Source organism: Neisseria bacilliformis, from assembly GCF_014055025.1.
In the GTDB taxonomy this organism is placed as follows: Bacteria; Pseudomonadota; Gammaproteobacteria; order Burkholderiales; family Neisseriaceae; genus Neisseria; species Neisseria bacilliformis.
This window is the reverse complement of record NZ_CP059571.1, coordinates 1,494,163-1,510,540: the sequence shown is the minus strand read 5'-3', so window position 1 is coordinate 1,510,540 and position 16,378 is coordinate 1,494,163. Positions and strand designations below refer to the sequence as shown.

At 55.5% G+C, this 16,378-nt stretch carries 13 protein-coding genes and 1 pseudogene; 7 read left to right on the top strand and 7 right to left on the bottom strand.

Features of this window, described 5'->3' with window-relative positions:
• Positions 1 to 74: 74 nt before the first annotated feature.
• On the bottom strand, positions 75 to 473 hold the full coding sequence (locus tag H3L91_RS07415) for an RNA-binding S4 domain-containing protein (RefSeq protein ID WP_007343071.1): 399 nt from the start codon (positions 471 to 473) through the stop codon (positions 75 to 77).
• Between the two features lie 167 nt (positions 474 to 640).
• Between H3L91_RS07415 and H3L91_RS07410 the strand changes: the two genes are divergently transcribed.
• From H3L91_RS07410 to H3L91_RS07385, 6 genes are all read left to right on the top strand, one after another.
• Complete coding sequence (locus H3L91_RS07410; RefSeq protein ID WP_007343070.1) at positions 641 to 1,600, top strand: acetyl-CoA carboxylase carboxyltransferase subunit alpha; 960 nt, start codon at positions 641 to 643, stop codon at positions 1,598 to 1,600.
• A 72-nt stretch (positions 1,601 to 1,672) separates the two neighbouring features.
• A complete protein-coding gene (locus tag H3L91_RS07405) occupies positions 1,673 to 2,233 on the top strand; it encodes a hypothetical protein (RefSeq protein WP_007343069.1) in 561 nt (186 codons plus the stop codon).
• A gap of 157 nt (positions 2,234 to 2,390) precedes the next feature.
• Positions 2,391 to 3,989, top strand: coding sequence for an FAD-dependent 5-carboxymethylaminomethyl-2-thiouridine(34) oxidoreductase MnmC1 (mnmC1, locus tag H3L91_RS07400; RefSeq protein ID WP_007343068.1), 1,599 nt, complete (start codon positions 2,391 to 2,393; stop codon positions 3,987 to 3,989).
• Positions 3,990 to 4,528: 539 nt separating this feature from the next.
• Positions 4,529 to 4,999, top strand: a complete 471-nt coding sequence (locus tag H3L91_RS07395) for a Dps family protein (RefSeq protein WP_040658959.1) — start codon at positions 4,529 to 4,531, stop codon at positions 4,997 to 4,999.
• Positions 5,000 to 5,110: 111 nt separating this feature from the next.
• Positions 5,111 to 6,199, top strand: a complete 1,089-nt coding sequence (locus H3L91_RS07390) for a metallophosphoesterase (protein WP_007343064.1) — start codon at positions 5,111 to 5,113, stop codon at positions 6,197 to 6,199.
• Between the two features lie 723 nt (positions 6,200 to 6,922).
• Positions 6,923 to 7,525: a DUF2459 domain-containing protein gene (locus H3L91_RS07385; RefSeq protein WP_244958451.1), complete on the top strand. Its 603-nt coding sequence runs from the start codon at positions 6,923 to 6,925 to the stop codon at positions 7,523 to 7,525.
• A gap of 234 nt (positions 7,526 to 7,759) precedes the next feature.
• On the opposite strand, the gene H3L91_RS07380 is transcribed toward H3L91_RS07385, so the two are convergent.
• The 5 genes from H3L91_RS07380 to H3L91_RS07360 all read right to left on the bottom strand — a co-directional run bounded on the left by H3L91_RS07380 (position 7,760) and on the right by H3L91_RS07360 (position 14,109).
• Positions 7,760 to 8,824 carry a tetratricopeptide repeat protein gene (locus H3L91_RS07380; RefSeq protein WP_007343059.1) on the bottom strand — a complete coding sequence of 355 codons (1,065 nt, stop codon included), beginning with the start codon at positions 8,822 to 8,824 and terminating at the stop codon, positions 7,760 to 7,762.
• Between the two features lie 128 nt (positions 8,825 to 8,952).
• Entirely contained in the window at positions 8,953 to 10,227 is a 1,275-nt protein-coding gene (locus H3L91_RS07375) for a hypothetical protein (protein ID WP_182109814.1), read from the bottom strand.
• A 183-nt stretch (positions 10,228 to 10,410) separates the two neighbouring features.
• Entirely contained in the window at positions 10,411 to 13,053 is a 2,643-nt protein-coding gene (locus tag H3L91_RS07370; RefSeq protein ID WP_081458587.1) for a S8 family serine peptidase, read from the bottom strand.
• Positions 13,054 to 13,237: 184 nt separating this feature from the next.
• Positions 13,238 to 13,543: a hypothetical protein gene (locus H3L91_RS07365; RefSeq protein ID WP_154647209.1), complete on the bottom strand. Its 306-nt coding sequence runs from the start codon at positions 13,541 to 13,543 to the stop codon at positions 13,238 to 13,240.
• Between the two features lie 92 nt (positions 13,544 to 13,635).
• Entirely contained in the window at positions 13,636 to 14,109 is a 474-nt protein-coding gene (locus tag H3L91_RS07360) for a hypothetical protein (protein ID WP_040658957.1), read from the bottom strand.
• Between the two features lie 538 nt (positions 14,110 to 14,647).
• Here H3L91_RS07360 and H3L91_RS07355 point away from each other — a divergent pair.
• Positions 14,648 to 15,654 (top strand): annotated as a pseudogene (locus H3L91_RS07355) (IS5 family transposase).
• A gap of 41 nt (positions 15,655 to 15,695) precedes the next feature.
• On the opposite strand, the gene H3L91_RS07350 reads toward H3L91_RS07355, so the two are convergent.
• On the bottom strand, positions 15,696 to 15,974 hold the full coding sequence (locus H3L91_RS07350; protein ID WP_182109812.1) for a hypothetical protein: 279 nt from the start codon (positions 15,972 to 15,974) through the stop codon (positions 15,696 to 15,698).
• Positions 15,975 to 16,378: the final 404 nt, after the last annotated feature.

Below are 16,378 nucleotides of genomic sequence, written 5' to 3'. Positions count from 1 at the left end.
CCGCAAACGGGTTTGGGCTGTGCCGAAACTGTGTTTTCAGACGGCCTCTAAGGCTTTTCAGACGGCCTCTGCGTTTAGAATTCCCCGCGTTTGAGCTTCTCGATCTGGCGGCGGTCGCGTTTGGTCGGCCGCCCGTCGGGGTAGGCCGCGCTGGCGCGGGATGCCTGGTCGAGCAGCTTTTGCGCTTCGCGCTCGGCCGCCACTTTTTCGTCTTCGCGGTAGAGCAGCCGCGCTTCGGGGGCGGGGCGGCGTTGGTGGTTGAGCGCGAGCACGGTGATTTCGTAGGGCAGCGAGTTGAGCGTGAGGCGGATAACGTCGCCCGATGCGATGTTTTTGCTGTTTTTCACCTTCGCGCCGTTCACCAGCACGCGCCCCAGCCCGATATGCTTTTGCGCGAGGGCGCGGGTTTTGAAAAACCGCGCCGCCCATAGCCATTTGTCCAAACGCATCGCGTCTGCCTGCTGCCGCTCCATGCCGCGCCTCCTTTTTTGTTTGTGGCCGTCTGAAAAAGCGCGCAGTTTAACACGGCACTTGCCCGCCTGCCGTTTATCGCGTAGATTGCGCGCTCCCTTCGCCAAACGGCGGCAAAACGCGTATCATGCCGCGCGAAAATTTCCTTCCAATGTGAGACCGTTCCCATATGAAGCCCGTTTTTCTTGACTTCGAGCAGCCGCTGGCCGAGCTGACCAAAAAAATCGAAGAGTTGCGTTTCGTCCAAGGCGAATCTGCCGTGGACATCAGCGACGAAATCGAACGTTTGCAGAAAAAAAGCAGCGAGCTGGCCAAGTCCATCTACGCCAAACTCACCCCCGCGCAGGTGTCGCAGGTGTCGCGCCACCCGCAGCGTCCCTACACGCTGGACTACATCGCCGCGCTGTGCACCGATTTCCAAGAGCTGCACGGCGACCGCCATTTCGCCGACGACCACGCCATCGTCGGCGGGCTGGCGCGGTTCAACGGCCAGAGCGTCGTCGTCATCGGCCACCAGAAAGGCCGCGACACCAAAGAAAAAATCCGCCGCAATTTCGGCATGCCCCGCCCCGAAGGCTACCGCAAAGCCCTGCGCCTGATGCATCTGGCGGAAAAATTCCGCCTGCCCGTGCTCACCTTCGTGGACACCCCGGGCGCGTATCCGGGCATCGGCGCGGAAGAGCGCAACCAGTCCGAAGCCATCGGCCGCAATCTGTACGAGCTCACCAAACTCAAAGTGCCCGTCATCTGCACCATCATCGGCGAAGGCGGCTCCGGCGGCGCGCTGGCCATTGCCGTGGGCGATTATGTGAACATGCTGCAATATTCCACCTATTCCGTGATTTCCCCCGAAGGCTGCGCCTCGATTCTGTGGAAAACCGCCGAAAAGGCCGCCGATGCCGCCGCCGCGCTGGGCATCACTGCCGACCGCCTCGCCAAACTCGGCCTGATCGACAAAGTGATCGAAGAGCCGCTGGGCGGGGCGCACCGCAATTATGAGGAACTGATGGAGCGCGTGCGCGAAGTCCTGTCCGAACAACTGCGCGCCGCGCAGGACATGCCGCTCTCCGACCTGCTCGACCGCCGCTTCGGCCGCATCATGGCCTACGGCCAGTTTGTTGAAAAATAACCCGCAGAGGCCGTCTGAAAACAGATTTTCAGACGGCCTTTTTCTATTTCCCGCCTGAAAAAAGGACATCCCGTGAACACCGCCAAAACCCTCCTCGCCGCCGCCCTGCTGCTGCCCTGCCTCGCCTTCGCGGCGGGCGAAAAACTGCGCACGCCCAAGCTGCCCGCCGGATTCGCCGCCGCCTTCCGCGACAACAGCAACGGCGTGGACATGACCGAATACGTGCCCAAAGGCCAAAGCGTTGAAAAATGGCAGGAAATGATCACCATCCAAGTGATGAACGGCAAAAAACGCCCCAGTGCCGAAGACGCTTTCCGCTTTATCGGACAAGGCTGGCTGAGTGTCTGCCGCGACGGAAGCGTACAGAAAACCGAAGTGCCGCCCACCCTCAACGGCTACCCCGTGGTCGCTTGGGTGGCGGGCTGCCAGAAAAACCCGCAAAGCGGCACGCCCGAATTCACCTTCTTCAAAGCCATCGAAGGCCGCGACGCGCTCTACATCGCCCAATACGCCTTCCGCCACGAGCCGAACGAAGCCGAAGCCGACCGCGCCTCCTACTACCTGAAAGCCGTCAGCGTGTGCGACACCCGCGCCAAAGCGGGCGCGGCAAATTCCTGCGCGGACAAAAAATAAACCGGCGTTTGAGGCCGTCTGAAACCACGCTTTCAGACGGCCTCTACCATTAAGGCAGGGTGTGCGCCACAGCCACGCACGCGGTTTTTGCGCCGCACGCCCCGCACGCTCAAAACAGCCCGGAAACGCCCAATCCCCCGCCCGAAAGGAACCCGCCATGACCGCCGCCTGGAACGCCCCGCCGCCCTTGGCCGAACTCGTCCGTGCGGCACGGAAATACCGCCGCCTGATTGTCTGCCTGCCCGATTTGCGCTTTCCCGAATTTGCCGCCTCCGCCGCGCCGTGCGAAACCGAGCGGCGGTTTCTCGCCCTCTGGCCGCAGCACTCGGCCTGCGTGCAGTTTGCCGCGCCCAACATCCTGCGCGGCCTGCTGCCCGATTGCGAGCTGTGGCTGATGCCGCCCGTGTGCGCCGCGCGGCTGCACGAGCATTTTTCAGAAACGTCATCCCCGCATGTTTTAGGCGGGGACGGCCTGCACTGGCAGACCGAACCCGTGCCGCAAACCGCCGCCGCGCCGTACAAGCCGTGGTACAGGCCGTCTGAAAAACCCGTTCTCCCGCCGGAACACGTGGCCGTGGTCGGCGCAGGCATCGCGGGCGCGGCCACGGCCTACGCGCTGGCCTCGCGCGGCGTGCGCGTTACCGTGCTCGAAGCGGGCAGAGCGGCGCAGGCGGCCAGCGGCAACCGGCAGGGTCTGCTGTATGCCAAAATCTCCGCGCACGACACGGAGCAGACCGAACTGCTGCTCGGCGGCTACGGCCACAGCCGCCGCCTGCTCGACGAACTCCTGCCCGAGCGGGAAAACTGGCAGCCTTCGGGGCTGCTGCACCTGAACCACAACCCCGCCGAAACCCGCCGCAACGCCGCACTCGCCACGCAAAAGCACCACGCCCACCTCTATCGCGGCGTAAGCGCAAAAGAAGCGGGCGCAATCGCCGGCATCGACATGTTTTCAGACGGCCTCTACTGGCCGCAGGGCGCGTGGCTGCACCCGCCCGCGCTGGTACGCGCCCTGCTCTCGCACCCGAACATCACGTTGCGCGAACACACGCCGCTGCTGTCGGCGCAATGGTCAGGCGGCGCGTGGCGGCTGCAAACGCCCGCGCACACCCTGTCCGCGCAGCACATCGTGTACTGTACCGGCGCGCAAAGCCCGCACATCCCCGCCCTGGCCGCCCTGCCGTGGCAGCTCATACGCGGCCAAACCGACCTCTCCGCCGCCACGCCGTATTCAGGCCGTCTGAAAACCGCCCTCTCCGCCGCCGCCTACATCAGCCCCGCATGGCAGGGGCGGCACTGCTACGGCGCGAGTTTCATCCCGCACGACGCGGGCAGCGACTGGCGCGAGGCCGACGCAGAACACAACCGCCGCGAACTCGAACGCCTGCACCCGCAGCTTGCTGCCGACCTGTCCGCCGCCCCCGCCGCCGCAGGCCACGCCGCCGTGCGCTGCGACAGCCCCGACCACCTGCCCGTAGTCGGCCGCCTGGCCGACTACGCCGCGATGAAACAGGTGTACGCCAAACTCGCCCACGACAAAAACTACCCGCTCGACGCACCCTGCCCGTGGCTGCCCAATGCCCGGGTCAACGCCGCCCACGGCAGCCGCGGGCTGGCCACCGCCCCCTGGTGCGCCGAACAAACCGCCGCCGAAATCCTCGGCCTGCCGCAACCCTTCTCCCGCCGCCTGCGCGAGGCCCTGCACCCCAACCGCCACATCGTCCGCGCCCTCGTGCGGCAGCACGAAGCGGGGTAGGGCGGGGCAGCACAAAAAACACGCCCTGCCGTAGGGTGTGTGGCGCAAGCCACGCACGCGGTCTGTGCCGCATCACCCATCCGCGCGTTTCCCCGCAACCCAAACCGCGTACGTGGCTGCGCCGCACACCCTACACCGGCGGCAGAGGCCGTCTGAAAGTTGGTAGGTCAGGTATTTATGCCCGACATTTTTTAGTTGCAGGCGGTTGGCTGTCGGGCATAAATGCCCGACCTACGGATTCTACCTTAACAGCAGAGGCCGTCTGAAAACGGGTAGCTCGACTTGGCTGCCTCGGCTGAAATCCGCCGCCGCGTTTTTTCAGACGGCCTCATCCGCCCGCCCCGATTGACGCGGCATAAGCAAACCGCCATCGTATTTTATAAAAACTATCGAAATGTAAAAAACGATAAAGAAAATTGACTGCACTACTAATAAATCCTATTATCCGCATCATTCAAACGGCAAGGCAGTTTGTGAGGCCGTCTGAAAACGCAGCTTCAACGAAGTTCAAATCTGTTAACCAAACAAGGAGTTCCACCATGAGCATCAACATCGGCATGAGCGACCAACAGCGAGAAAGCATTGCCAAAGGCCTGTCGCAGCTGCTCGCCAACAGCTACACCCTCTACCTGAAAACCCACAACTACCACTGGAACGTGCGCGGCCCGATGTTCCACAGCCTGCACACCATGTTTGAAACCCAATACAACGAACTCGCGCTGGCGGTGGACGAAATCGCCGAACGCATCCGCGCCCTCGGCTTCCTCTCCCCCGGCTCGTATAGCGAATTTGCCGCCCTCTCGTCCATCAAAGAAGGCGACAGCAAAAACGACGCGCACGCCATGATCCGCGAGCTGGTCGAAGGCCAGGAAACCATCGTGCGCATCTGCCGCGAAATCTTCCCGCTGGCCGAAGAAGCCGCCGACGAGCCCACCGTCGACCTGCTCACCATCCGCATGAAGGCGCACGAAAAAACCGCGTGGATGCTGCGCGTTTTATTGGAAAAATAAGCACCGGGGTACAATAAGAGGCCGTCTGAAAACCGCCAAACAGGTTTTCAGACGGCCTCTGCCGCCGTACAGGCCGTCTGAAAAACACAAAAACACCTTGGGAAAACCCGTATGAACCACCCCGAAATCTTCATCGCCGTCGTCATCGTTTTGCAGCTGTTCACCTACGCCCTAGGGCGTTCGCTGCAATGGCTGTTCGCCCCGCTGATCGGCCGCAAAGGCCGCATCTGGCTGATGGCGGCGGCCTTTTTCGTTTCAGACGGCCTCCTCGCCGGCCTGCTGCTGCAACTGGGGCATTTCGTCTTCCGCGTTATGGCCTTCTGGATGGTGCTGCTGCTGTTCGTCATGTATGCCGCGCTCGCCACCTTCCTGCTGCACCTGCTGCTGCGCCGCCTGCTGCCGCAAGCCCGCCTCGCCCGCGCCCTGCGCCTGTTCGCCCCCCTCTTTGTCGCCGCCCTGTTCGGCTTGGGGCTGTACAACGCCTACACCCCCGTCGTGCGCCACCAAAGCATAGTCATCGATAAAAAACTCGCCCGACCCCTGCGCATCGCCACCACCGCCGACCTGCATCTGGGCGTCCTCGTCGGCGGCCGCCAGCTCGACCGCCTCGCCGCCATCATGGAAACGGAAAAACCCGACCTCATCCTGCTGCCGGGCGACCTGATGGACGACGACGTAACCGCCTACCGCCGCGAAAACATGCGCTCCCACCTCGCACGCCTGCACGCCCCGCTGGGCGTGTACGCCACCCTCGGCAACCACGACCTCTTCGGCGACGAGCGCGAAATCTACGAAGAGCTGGAAAAAGCCGGCATCCGCGTGCTGGCCAACCGCGTCATCGAAACAGACGGCCTCATCATCGCCGGCCGCAACGACGACCTCGACAAACGCCGCCCGCCCACCGCCAAACTCTTGGCCGGACACGACACCGCCCGCCCCGTCATCCTGCTCGACCACCGACCCACCCAAATCGAAGCACACAGCCGCCTGCCCGTGGACATCCAAGTCTCCGGCCACGTCCACAACGGCCAGGTCGCCCCCGCCAACCTCATCGTCCGCAGCCTCTACCGCCTGCACTACGGCTACGAAAAAATCGGCAGCGGCCACTTCTTCGTAACCTCCGGCTACGGCTTCTGGGGCATCCCCCTGCGCCTGGGCTCGCAGGCCGAAGTGTGGATTATCGACGTGAAGGGCCGCTGAACCGCTTTTTTTCAGACGGCCTCCGCCATTGAAGTAGGGTGTGTGGCGCAAGCCACGCACGCGGTTTCTGTGTAGCGGCGGCTTTGAGGCGTTTGGAAAAACGAAAGGCCGTCTGAAAGCGCAGCTTCGGCGCAGCGCAACTCCGCGCAATACGGTTTTTCAGACGGCCAAACCGCGTGCGCCGCCTCGGGGCGACACACCCTACGTATGCCCCCTGTCGCATATGCTTGGTTTGTTTTCAGACGGCCTTCGCCATTGAGGTAGAGTGTGTGGCGCAGGCACGCACGCGGTTTCTGTGCGGCGGCGGTTTGAGGCATTTAGAAAAACGAAAGGCAGTCTGAAAACACAGCTTCGGCGCAGCACAAACCCGCGCAATATGGTTTTTCAGACGGCCAAACCGCGTGCGCCGCCTCGGGGCGACACACCCTACGTATGCCCCCTGCCGCATATGCTTGGTTTGTTTTCAGACGGCCTCTGCCATTGAAGTAGTGTGTGTGGCGCAAGCCATGCACACGGTTTCTGCGCGGCGGCGGTTTGAGGCGTTTGGAAAAACGAAAGGCCGTCTGAAAGCGCAGCTTCGGCGCAGCCAAAACCGTATTGCACAGCCCAAACCCGCCCCCTTTCCACTACTCCCCAGCCCCGCCCCATGAAAACAGCCCGCAAAATCCTCACCCGCGCCCTTGCCGCCCTTCTCCTCGCCGCCGTCATTTATTTCGCCGCCGCGTGGGCACTCTCATCCGTCGTCCAACGCGAAAACGAAAGCGGCAACGGCATCACCCTCTATCTGCGCAGCAACGGCGTGCATGCCGACATCGTTATGCCGCTGGACAACGGCGTTTACGACTGGCGCGCCGCCGCCGACCCCCCGCCACCGCAAACGGCCGCAACGGCGCGGCCTACCGCTACATCGCCCTCGGCTGGGGCGAGCGCGATTTTTACCTCAACACCCCGCGCTGGCGCGACCTCACCGCCGCCACCGCCGCCCGCGCCCTCAGCGGCGCGAACGAAACCCTGATCCACGCCGACTACCTCGCCGCACCGCCCGCCGAAGGCGAATACGCCGTGCGCTTCACCGTCTCCCGCGAACAATACCGCCGCCTTGCCGAAAACCTCGCCCGCCACTTCAAACGGCGCGGCGGCAAAACCCTGCCCCTGGCCGACGCACACTACACTGCCGACGACGCTTTCTACGAAGCCGAAGGCCGCTACCACCTGTTCAACACCTGCAACAGCTGGCTCAACCGCCGCCTCACCGAAAGCGGCCTGCGCGGCGTGGTCTGGACGCCCTTCGCCGCCCCGCTGCTGGACGCGTACCGAAAACCGTAAGGCAGCCTGAAAACTGCGTCTGCCTGTTTTCAGACGGCCTCTGCCATTGAAGTAGGGCATGTGGCGCAAGCCATGCACGCGATTTCGGCTCGGCAGCCGTTTGCGTGTTGGAAAAACGAAAGGCCGTCTGAAAACCGTATTGCGGGTTTTTCAGACGGCCTCCGATGCGGCCGCAGGCTGCGCATTGCTCAATGCAAGACGGTTAATGAGCACGTATTACTGCAAAAGACATCCCTATCGTGGCACGTTCTTTGAATTGAGCCTTTTTTGGAGTATCAGGGGCTTACGTAGTACTGCAAAAGCCATCTGTGCCGTAGCACTGTCTTTGGCTTGGACATTTTGGGGCGTATCAGGCTGCGCCAGTACTTTGTTAAACCATTCTATGGCTTGCTGATCATTTTTCGCCACGCCCTCTCCTGCTGCATACATTATCCCCAACTCGTTTTGCGCGTCGGCCTGTCCTTGATCAGCCGCTTTCCGATACCACGCTAAGGCTTGCTGATAATTCCGCTTCACGCCTTCGCCTATGCGGTACATCAAACCCAAATAAAATTGCGCGTCGGCATCTCCTTGATTGGCCGCTTTCCGATACCACGCTAAGGCTTGCTGATAATTCCGCTTCACGCCGTCGCCTGTGCGATACATCGAACCCAAATAGACTTGCGCTTTGGCATGCCCTTGTTCGGCTGCTTTTTGAAACCACGCTGCGGCCTGCTGACGGTCTTGCGCCACACCTATTCCTTCTGCATACATCGAAGCCAAAAAGAGTTGCGCGTCGGCATGCCCTTGATTGGCTGCTTTTTGAAACCACGCTGCCGCCTGCTGATGGTTTTGCGGCACGCCCAGTCCCCAAGCATACAGTTTGGCCAAACGGAATTGCGCATCGGCATGTCCTTGACCGGCGGCTTTTTGAAACCACGTTGCGGCCTGCTGATGGTTCTGCATCATGCCCAGTCCCTCGGCAGACATGATGCCCAAGTTGAATTGCGAGTCGGCATATCCTTGATCGGCCGCTTTTTGAAACCACGCTGCGGCCTGCTGATAATTTTGCGCCACGCCTCTGCCGTGGAAATACAGCAAACCCAAATTATGTTGTGCGCTAACAATAATGCCTTGCTGGGCAAGCGGCTGCATTAAGTGAAATGCCTGTTGGTAATTGCCTGCCTGATAAGCAGCATTGGCTTGTCGGAATTGCGCTTCGATGTCCTCTGCCCAAGCAGGGGCGGCGTAAGCCAGCAGCAGGGCGGCCAAAGCGGCATTAAACGGTTTGAAAAATTTTCGGGTAGGGATAAACATCATTTTGCTTGTCTCATTTGATAAAAATTGATAAGAAACCAAAAACGCGGAGCGGCATTGATTGCCCCCATTTTTCTATCCCGAATTGTTCGGGGATTGGCAGGCAATAAGCTGCCCGCTCCGCAAGGGCGTTATTTGTTTCGGGATATATTTATCGAATAGTTTGCCATGCCGGCTGCGTAATTGGCAGCGACGGTTGCCGCATTGGCTGAAGATATTGCGTTTCTTGCCGCATTTTCGGCATTTTGGGAGGCAGATATTGCAGACTGTATGTTTTTATTTGCCCGCTTGGACTCGGCTAAAACACTGTTCATGCTGTCGGACAGTTGCGATATGTTTTCTTGGAAATACATCGCCTGGTTATTAAGCCGCTGCATCATTTTTTGCTGCATCATCTTATTTTGACGCTTGTAAACAAAATCTTTCACTAAAGCAAAGGCTTCTTTTAATGTGTCGGCCTGGCGGGTATTGAGAAATTCAATAGTTAGGTCAAAATAAATGCTGTTTCCCTCTTTGATTGCCATCACATATTCTGTTGGGTAGTGGGCAAGTTTTTGAAATTCCTGAGATGAAAAGAAGTTCTCTTGTTCCGTGTCTAAATCATTTAATTCAGATTTAAGTAATGATATTTCATTTTCATAATCTTTATACATATTTTCAAAACGTTCACATTCTGATTTATAAAATTGTACGTTGTGTTCATAACGTCCAAGCACTTTTTTAATTATTTCAATTGTTTTTGCATCAGATTCTTTTTCGTTTTTTAAGTAAAGTTCTATTGAAGGTATGCCTAATCGGCCTAAGTCTATTGGTTCGTATGAATTAGATAAATAGAGACAACGCTCATTATCATAGCATTGTAACGTTAATCCACTTATCATTCTATATTTTTTGTTATAGTATTCATTTACTAAATTATTTTTATTATTGTTTTTTAATACCCATAACATAAAAAAATATAATGGAAAAAGTAATGCTGTTGTCAGTAGCAAAATAAAAAGCCAAGGATTTGATTTTTCAATATTGTTAGGTAAATTGAAAAACACTACTTCGAAAATAATAGCAAGTAAGAAAAATATTGCATTTTTTCCAGAATTATTAATTAATTTATTCAAATTATCCTGAATTTTAGTAAATTTATTTATAAAATCACTACACTTATAAATATTATTTTCTGCTATTTTAATATTTTCAGTATAGGATTTTATTGCTTCGCGAGCATTGGCTTTTCGTTCTAATTCTAAATAGTTAATTTGTTCTATTATTTGATGTTTTTTATTTAGAATAAAGTTTATCTTTTTGGAAATATCCAAATAGCCAGTTTGTAGTATTTCATATATGGCTTCCTTCGCTTCCTGGCTGCATTGCGAGAAGATTTGTTTGGTTTGGGGCATGTTTTCAGACATAATTTTTCTCCGAAAAAAATTTAATCAAAATCAGACTGCTGCTTTAATCCAGCGGTTGGGTTGGGGGGATTGGAAAAGACCGCGTTGTTTGCACTTTTCAGGCTGCTTATTTCTGACAAGCGGCGAAACCTGCCGGTTTGGCCTGCATCCGAAAAGCGCAGGCAACGCTGTGATTTCCACACATTAAAAACGGTATTTCAAACCGGCATTGACCGCCGTGTTGTGCCAGTGTGATGCGCGGTCGTGGCGCATGCCTGCGCTGAAACTCCAATTGTCATCGGTTTGATAAACCGCACCGATTTCGATACCGGCGCGGGTGCGGCGTTTGCTTTCGCTGTCGGACACGGTAACGCCTGTTCCTTTAATGGTGGCGCGCTCTGCGGTTTTGTTGTGCAGGTCGCGCACCACATTGGCTTTGCCGAACAGGGCAAAGTGCCTGCCGACCGAATAAGCGGCATGCACGCCCATTGCGGCGGCGGCGGCTTTACTGTCCAAACGGTCGAGGTATTGGGTGGCCGACACATCCGTATTTTTGGTACGGGCGCGGACATATTGCAGACCGATTTCGGGGCGCAGAAACCATTTGTCCCAAGAGAATGCTTTGCCTGCGCCAAAACCGAAGCCGTACAGCCTGCCGCTGTCGATGTGGTTCCAAGCGGCGGTGGCAAACAGGTCAAAACCGTTGCCAAGCAGGTAGGCATAGCCGAAATCCGCGCCGTAGCCGTCGTTTTTCAGCGTTTTTTCCACACCGGCGAAGCGTTCGTTCCAGCGGCTTTCAAAACGGTTGGCGGCGGCGGCGAACAAATGTCTGCCAAAGCGTTTGCCCGCGCCGATGCCGAAGTTGTTTTCATGGCTTTTGCCGCTGATACCGTCTGTATCCAGTTTGGCTGCGGAGCCGGTGTAGTCAACCCACGCATTGCCGCCGTAGCGGACATCCTGCAAACGGCCGGCAAAGCGGCTGTTCTGCATCAGTTCTTGGTCGATACGGTTTTGCAGGCTGTGGCGGCGGGTGGCCGTGCCTTGTTCAAACAGCGTGGCGGTCATATTGGTGCTGTTGGTGTACACCGCAGCGGAATTTTCTTGGGCTTTGGTCAAAGTGCCGTTGTCTTTGGCTGTGTCAAAGCGGCGGAATACCTCTTCGAGCTTTGCTGCATCGGCTTTCGCGCCGCTGTATGCGGATTGGGGGACAACCGTGCCCACATCATTGCGTTTCAGCGTAACCGTAATGTCGCTTGCGCTCTGATGCACACTGCTGTCAATCAAACCGTTGGTTTTGTCCGCCACATTGGCGAACCTGCCGTTGATGGCGTCGGCACTCAACAGGGTTGCCTGCTGCCCCGCCTTGCTGACATAGCCTTTGTATGCGTCGGTTACATTTAAAGTGCTGTTGCCGGAAATGTCAGCCTTGCCGCTGACTTTTATCGCCGAGCCGACGGCTTTGTCCACCGTGCCGCCTTTTACCGCGAGATTGCCGTTTACAATGAAATCGTTGGCGGTTTCGGCAGACAGCCTGCCTCCGTTCAGCGTAACCGAGCCGCTGGTAATGTCGTCGGAAGGGTTCGCGCCCACCACCAAACGCCCGTTGCTGTTCACACGGTTTGCGGCGGTGTTGGCGGAGGCCAGCACCAGCGAACCGTTGTTGACCACGTTTTCCCCGTTATAGGTATTCCTGCCCATTAGAATCAGGGAAGCCGAGCCGTTTTTGGTGATGCCGCCCGTGCCGGTGATGTCGTTGTCGAAGAAGTATTCGCGTTTTTTTCCGGCAACATTCAAAACTTCCTGCCCGTTGACTTTGCCGTATCCGCCCAACGCGCGGGGTTCGTTCAGTATGCCGACGCCGAATATGGAATCTACGCCTTTATTGCCGGCATCGTCGGCAGTGGAAATAATGCTGCGTTTGAGCTCGGCCCCGCCCATCCAGTCGAAACGCGATTTGATGCGGGCGGCGGTGGCGGATACCACGGCAGCGGCATTGGAAGAACCGCCGGTCAGGACGCTTTTGCCGTTTTGCTCGACACGATGGGTTTCGTTTACGGCAATGCAGTTGTCTTTGGCAAGGCCGCATCTGTTGCGGTTGACATCGCCGTCTTTCATTCCGGTGGCAATCAGCCAGTTGCGTTCGACAATTTTGGCGTTTTCCGTGCCGTTCATATAAAGCACGGAGTCAACACCCGGATTGGCTTGCCCGCTGTTGCCCGCAGCCTTAACGATTAAAGGGTTTTTCGTGCGGACAATTTCGGCATAGCGGGCAACAATGCTGGGGTATTTGTCGATTTTGCTGTAATCCTGGTCTTCCAGGCCGAAAGACTGGTTAATCACCGCCACATCATTGCGGTTTTTCAATGCTTCCAGTTCGGCTTGGGCAATGTCTCGGGTGGTTGCCACGCCTGTTATATGCCCTACAACCGCCACTTTTGCACCATTCGCCCCGTGTTGCGACATGATTTGCACCATAGAAGTGCCGTGCGGCGAATTGGTTTGACGGGTAGCGGTGCGGAAAATGTTTTTATCATCATCGATATGCACCATTTCCTTTTCGACATGAATGGACAATTTATCCGCCACACCCATGTCCACGCCGGTATCCGACAACAGAATGGTTGCCCCGTTGCCGTTGGCGGCGGCACGGTCTGCATTGGAATCTTGGGCAAAATTGCGCTGCCCTTTGAATTTGCCGTTCATTTGCGGAACGGCGCGCCCGCCCGCATTGGGGTCTGTGTTGACATTGGGCATTGATGTCGTGCCCGAACCGCTGCCGCCCGAGCCGCAGGCGGAAAGCAGGGCGCAAGACACACATAATGCGATCAGGGATTTTCGGAATTTCATTTTATTTTTCCCGTAATATTCATAAATTCAACGGCGTTACGCCTGATTTGCGGATAGGCCGTCTGAAAGCGCGGCCCCGGCGCAGCCGAAACCGCAAAAGCAGCCTGAAAACAAAGCACCTGTGTTCAGGCTGCTTTTTGCGTTTGATTGGCGGCAATTGCCGAAAAAGTTTTTCCAAAGCCTTCTATCGGTTCTGTTTAAACTGTTTAAAAAGGGCTTCTCCTATTTCTTTATTGGTTTCAGGTTTTCTAAAAGCCTTCTCGCCACCAGGCAATTTGCCTTTGCCATATTCTTTTTCGGAAACGCAGCCTTTGCCTTTGGTGCAGTACATCCATTTGCCGTTTTGTTTTTCCACATAATTCTCGGGAGATATAAAGAGGTGGTGCGATCTGTAAATTGCTTCAGACGAAGCTTTATGTTTGGCCTTGCCTGCAAATGCCGGAGACACGGCAGCAGACATCAGTGCAACGATTAAGATATTTTTCAACATGGTTTTTACTCCTATGGGTGGTTAAAGTGATTGCTGCATTTCCGGAGCCGCCTTGCGGCGGCTGCCAAATTCGGGAATGAAGCCGAGGGGATTCAGACTCTCAATCGTTTGCCTTCTTTTCTCCTTTTTATTCTTTCTATTGTGTATTTGACCGATTCCTTTGTAGGCAGGGGCGCATAGAGGAGTTTAAGAATCTTTGCCACTTCATCAAGAATTCTTTGGTATTTGCGTATGATTGCGTCAAAATCGATTTTCAAAGCATCATTGGGATTTGGTGAATTGCCCACAGAGTCAATTTCCCGTATCAGATTATCAATCCATTCGTTTACAGGTTCGCATGACACGATAACGTTCCAATATGTCTCGTCCTCATAATAACGCTCCATTTCCTCTCTTTCTTCAGGAGAGAGCAATTCTTTGATTTTCTCTAGTTCCGCTTTTTCCACTGCGCTTCTTGCAATTAAAAGCGGTTCTATCAAAAGCAGCATTTCCTTGATTGAGCGGAGTGATTGGGCAAGCTGGCGCAGTTGTGCCTGCTGGATTTCTTTCATAAGTCGTGAACTCATTTGTTTGATTCCTTGTGTTTGATTGCAGAAACCGTTTCCGTCCCAAGCCGCCCTCCGCACGGGTTTTCCCCTTGCGGGCGGAACGGCTGCGGCAGTTTTCGGGCTTTGTTGGGAAAATCAGTTTTTCCGGCGGGGCGTATACACTTGCCGGCAAGATTCCATGGCTTTATGCGTTCCTTGTTGAGGGACAGCTTTGCTCATGCATTTATGGTATTTGTCTTTTGTTTTTTCATAATATTCCAAAGCTTCACGCCTCTCTTGTTCGACTCTGTCCCAATACTTTCTCCTCTCTTCATCCATATCACAGCCATATGCGGAGCCATAAGTCGGATGGAAGCCGTATTGCGACATAACCTCCAAACAGTACTGCTCATGGGAAATGCGCCCTTCCCCATAAGCCTTGCGCAATTGCCCTTCGGGCGAATTTTCCCGTTTCAACCATTTTGCACACAGCCAGTCCCCGTTATATAGATCGAGACCTTTGCAAAATCCCCCCCAAATCCCCTAAATTCCCACCAAGACATTTAGGGGATTTCTCATGGGCACCTTCTTTCAGCAAACCGCACAAGCCATGATTGCCAAACACATCGATCGCTTCCCACTATTAAAGCTGGATCAAGTGATTGATTGGCAACCGATCGAACAGTACCTGAATCGTCAAAGAACCCGTTACCTCCGAGACCACCGCGGCCGTCCCGCCTATCCCCTGCTGTCCATGTTCAAAGCCATCCTGCTCGAACAATGGCACAGCCTCTCCGATCCCGAACTCGAACACAGCCTCGTTACCCGCATCGATTTCAACCTGTTTTGCCGTTTTGACGAACTGAGCATCCCCGATGACAGCACCTTATGCCGCTACCGCAACCGGCGGCGCAAGACGACACCCTGTCCGAATTGCTGGAACTGATTAACTGCCAACTGACCGAAAAAAACCTAAAAGTAGAGAAAGCATCCGCCGCCGTCATTGACGCCACCATTATTCAAACCGCCGGCAGCAAACAGCGTCAAGCCATAGAAGTCGATGACGAAGGACAAGTCAGCAGCCAAACCACACCGAGCAAAGATAAAGATGCTCGCTGGACAAAGAAAAACGGCCTCTACAAACTCGGTTACAAACAACATACCCGCACCGATGAGGAAGGCTATATCGAGAAACTGCACATTACCCCCGCCAATACCCATGAGTGCAACCATCTGTCGCCTTTGCTGGAAGGGATAGCCGAAGGCACGACCGTCTATGCCGATAAAGGCTACGACAGTGCGGAAAACCGGCAACATCTGGAAGAGCATCGGTTGCTGGACGGCATTATGCGCAAAGCCCACCGCAACCGTCCGCTGACGGAAGCGCAAACCAAACGTAACCGATATTTGTCGAAAACCCGTTATGTGGTCGAACAGAGCTTCGGTACGCTGCACCGTAAATTCCGCTACGCCCGGGCAGCCTATTTCGGGCTGATTAAAGTGAGTGCGCAAAGCCATCTGAAGGCGATGTGTTTAAACCTGTTGAAAGCGGCTAACAGGCTAAGTGTGCCTGTTTGCGCCTAAAAAGCGGCCCGGATGCCTGATTATCAGGTATCCGGGGAGGATTAAGGGGGTATTTGGGTAAAATCAGGAGTGATTTGGGGCGAAAACAGCCAAAAATCTTTATTTAGGTTTCGGCTGTCGGGGAAAAAGGAATTTTGCAAAGGTCTCAGATCATATATTGAATCCGACTCAATATGAGGGCAGCCCGGATACTTGGCATTCAACTCGGCAATAATCTGCTGCCGGCTTTTGGGCGGGGCTTTGGGTTTGCCGAAGCTGCCGTCCAAAACGGCACAGCCTGACAAACCGGCCAATACGCATACCATCAACAATTTTTTCATATTTAAAACTCCTGTTTAACAAATCGGTGCAGCCAATACTAGCACAGCGGTTGCGCAGTGCACGATTTTAAAATAAAAAAATTTCAATATTATACAACAAGTTATATTGCATGCTTTACGGTTTGTAACTTTTGCAAACGCCAAAAGGCAGCCTGAAAAACAGGTTTCCCGTTTTCAGGCTGCCTTTTTCAGACGGCCTCTGCCATTGAAGTAGGGTGTGTGCCGCAGGCACGCACGCGGTTTGGAGGGTAGGGAAGGGTGCAGATTGATGATGCGCCAGCGAACGCGTGCGTCGCCTCGGGGCGACACACTCTACGTATGGCACGGAAACCTATTTTATGGAAACCTATTTTTCAGACGGCCTCAAAGCAGCCTGAAAAACATCAGGCCGTCTGAAAACCAAA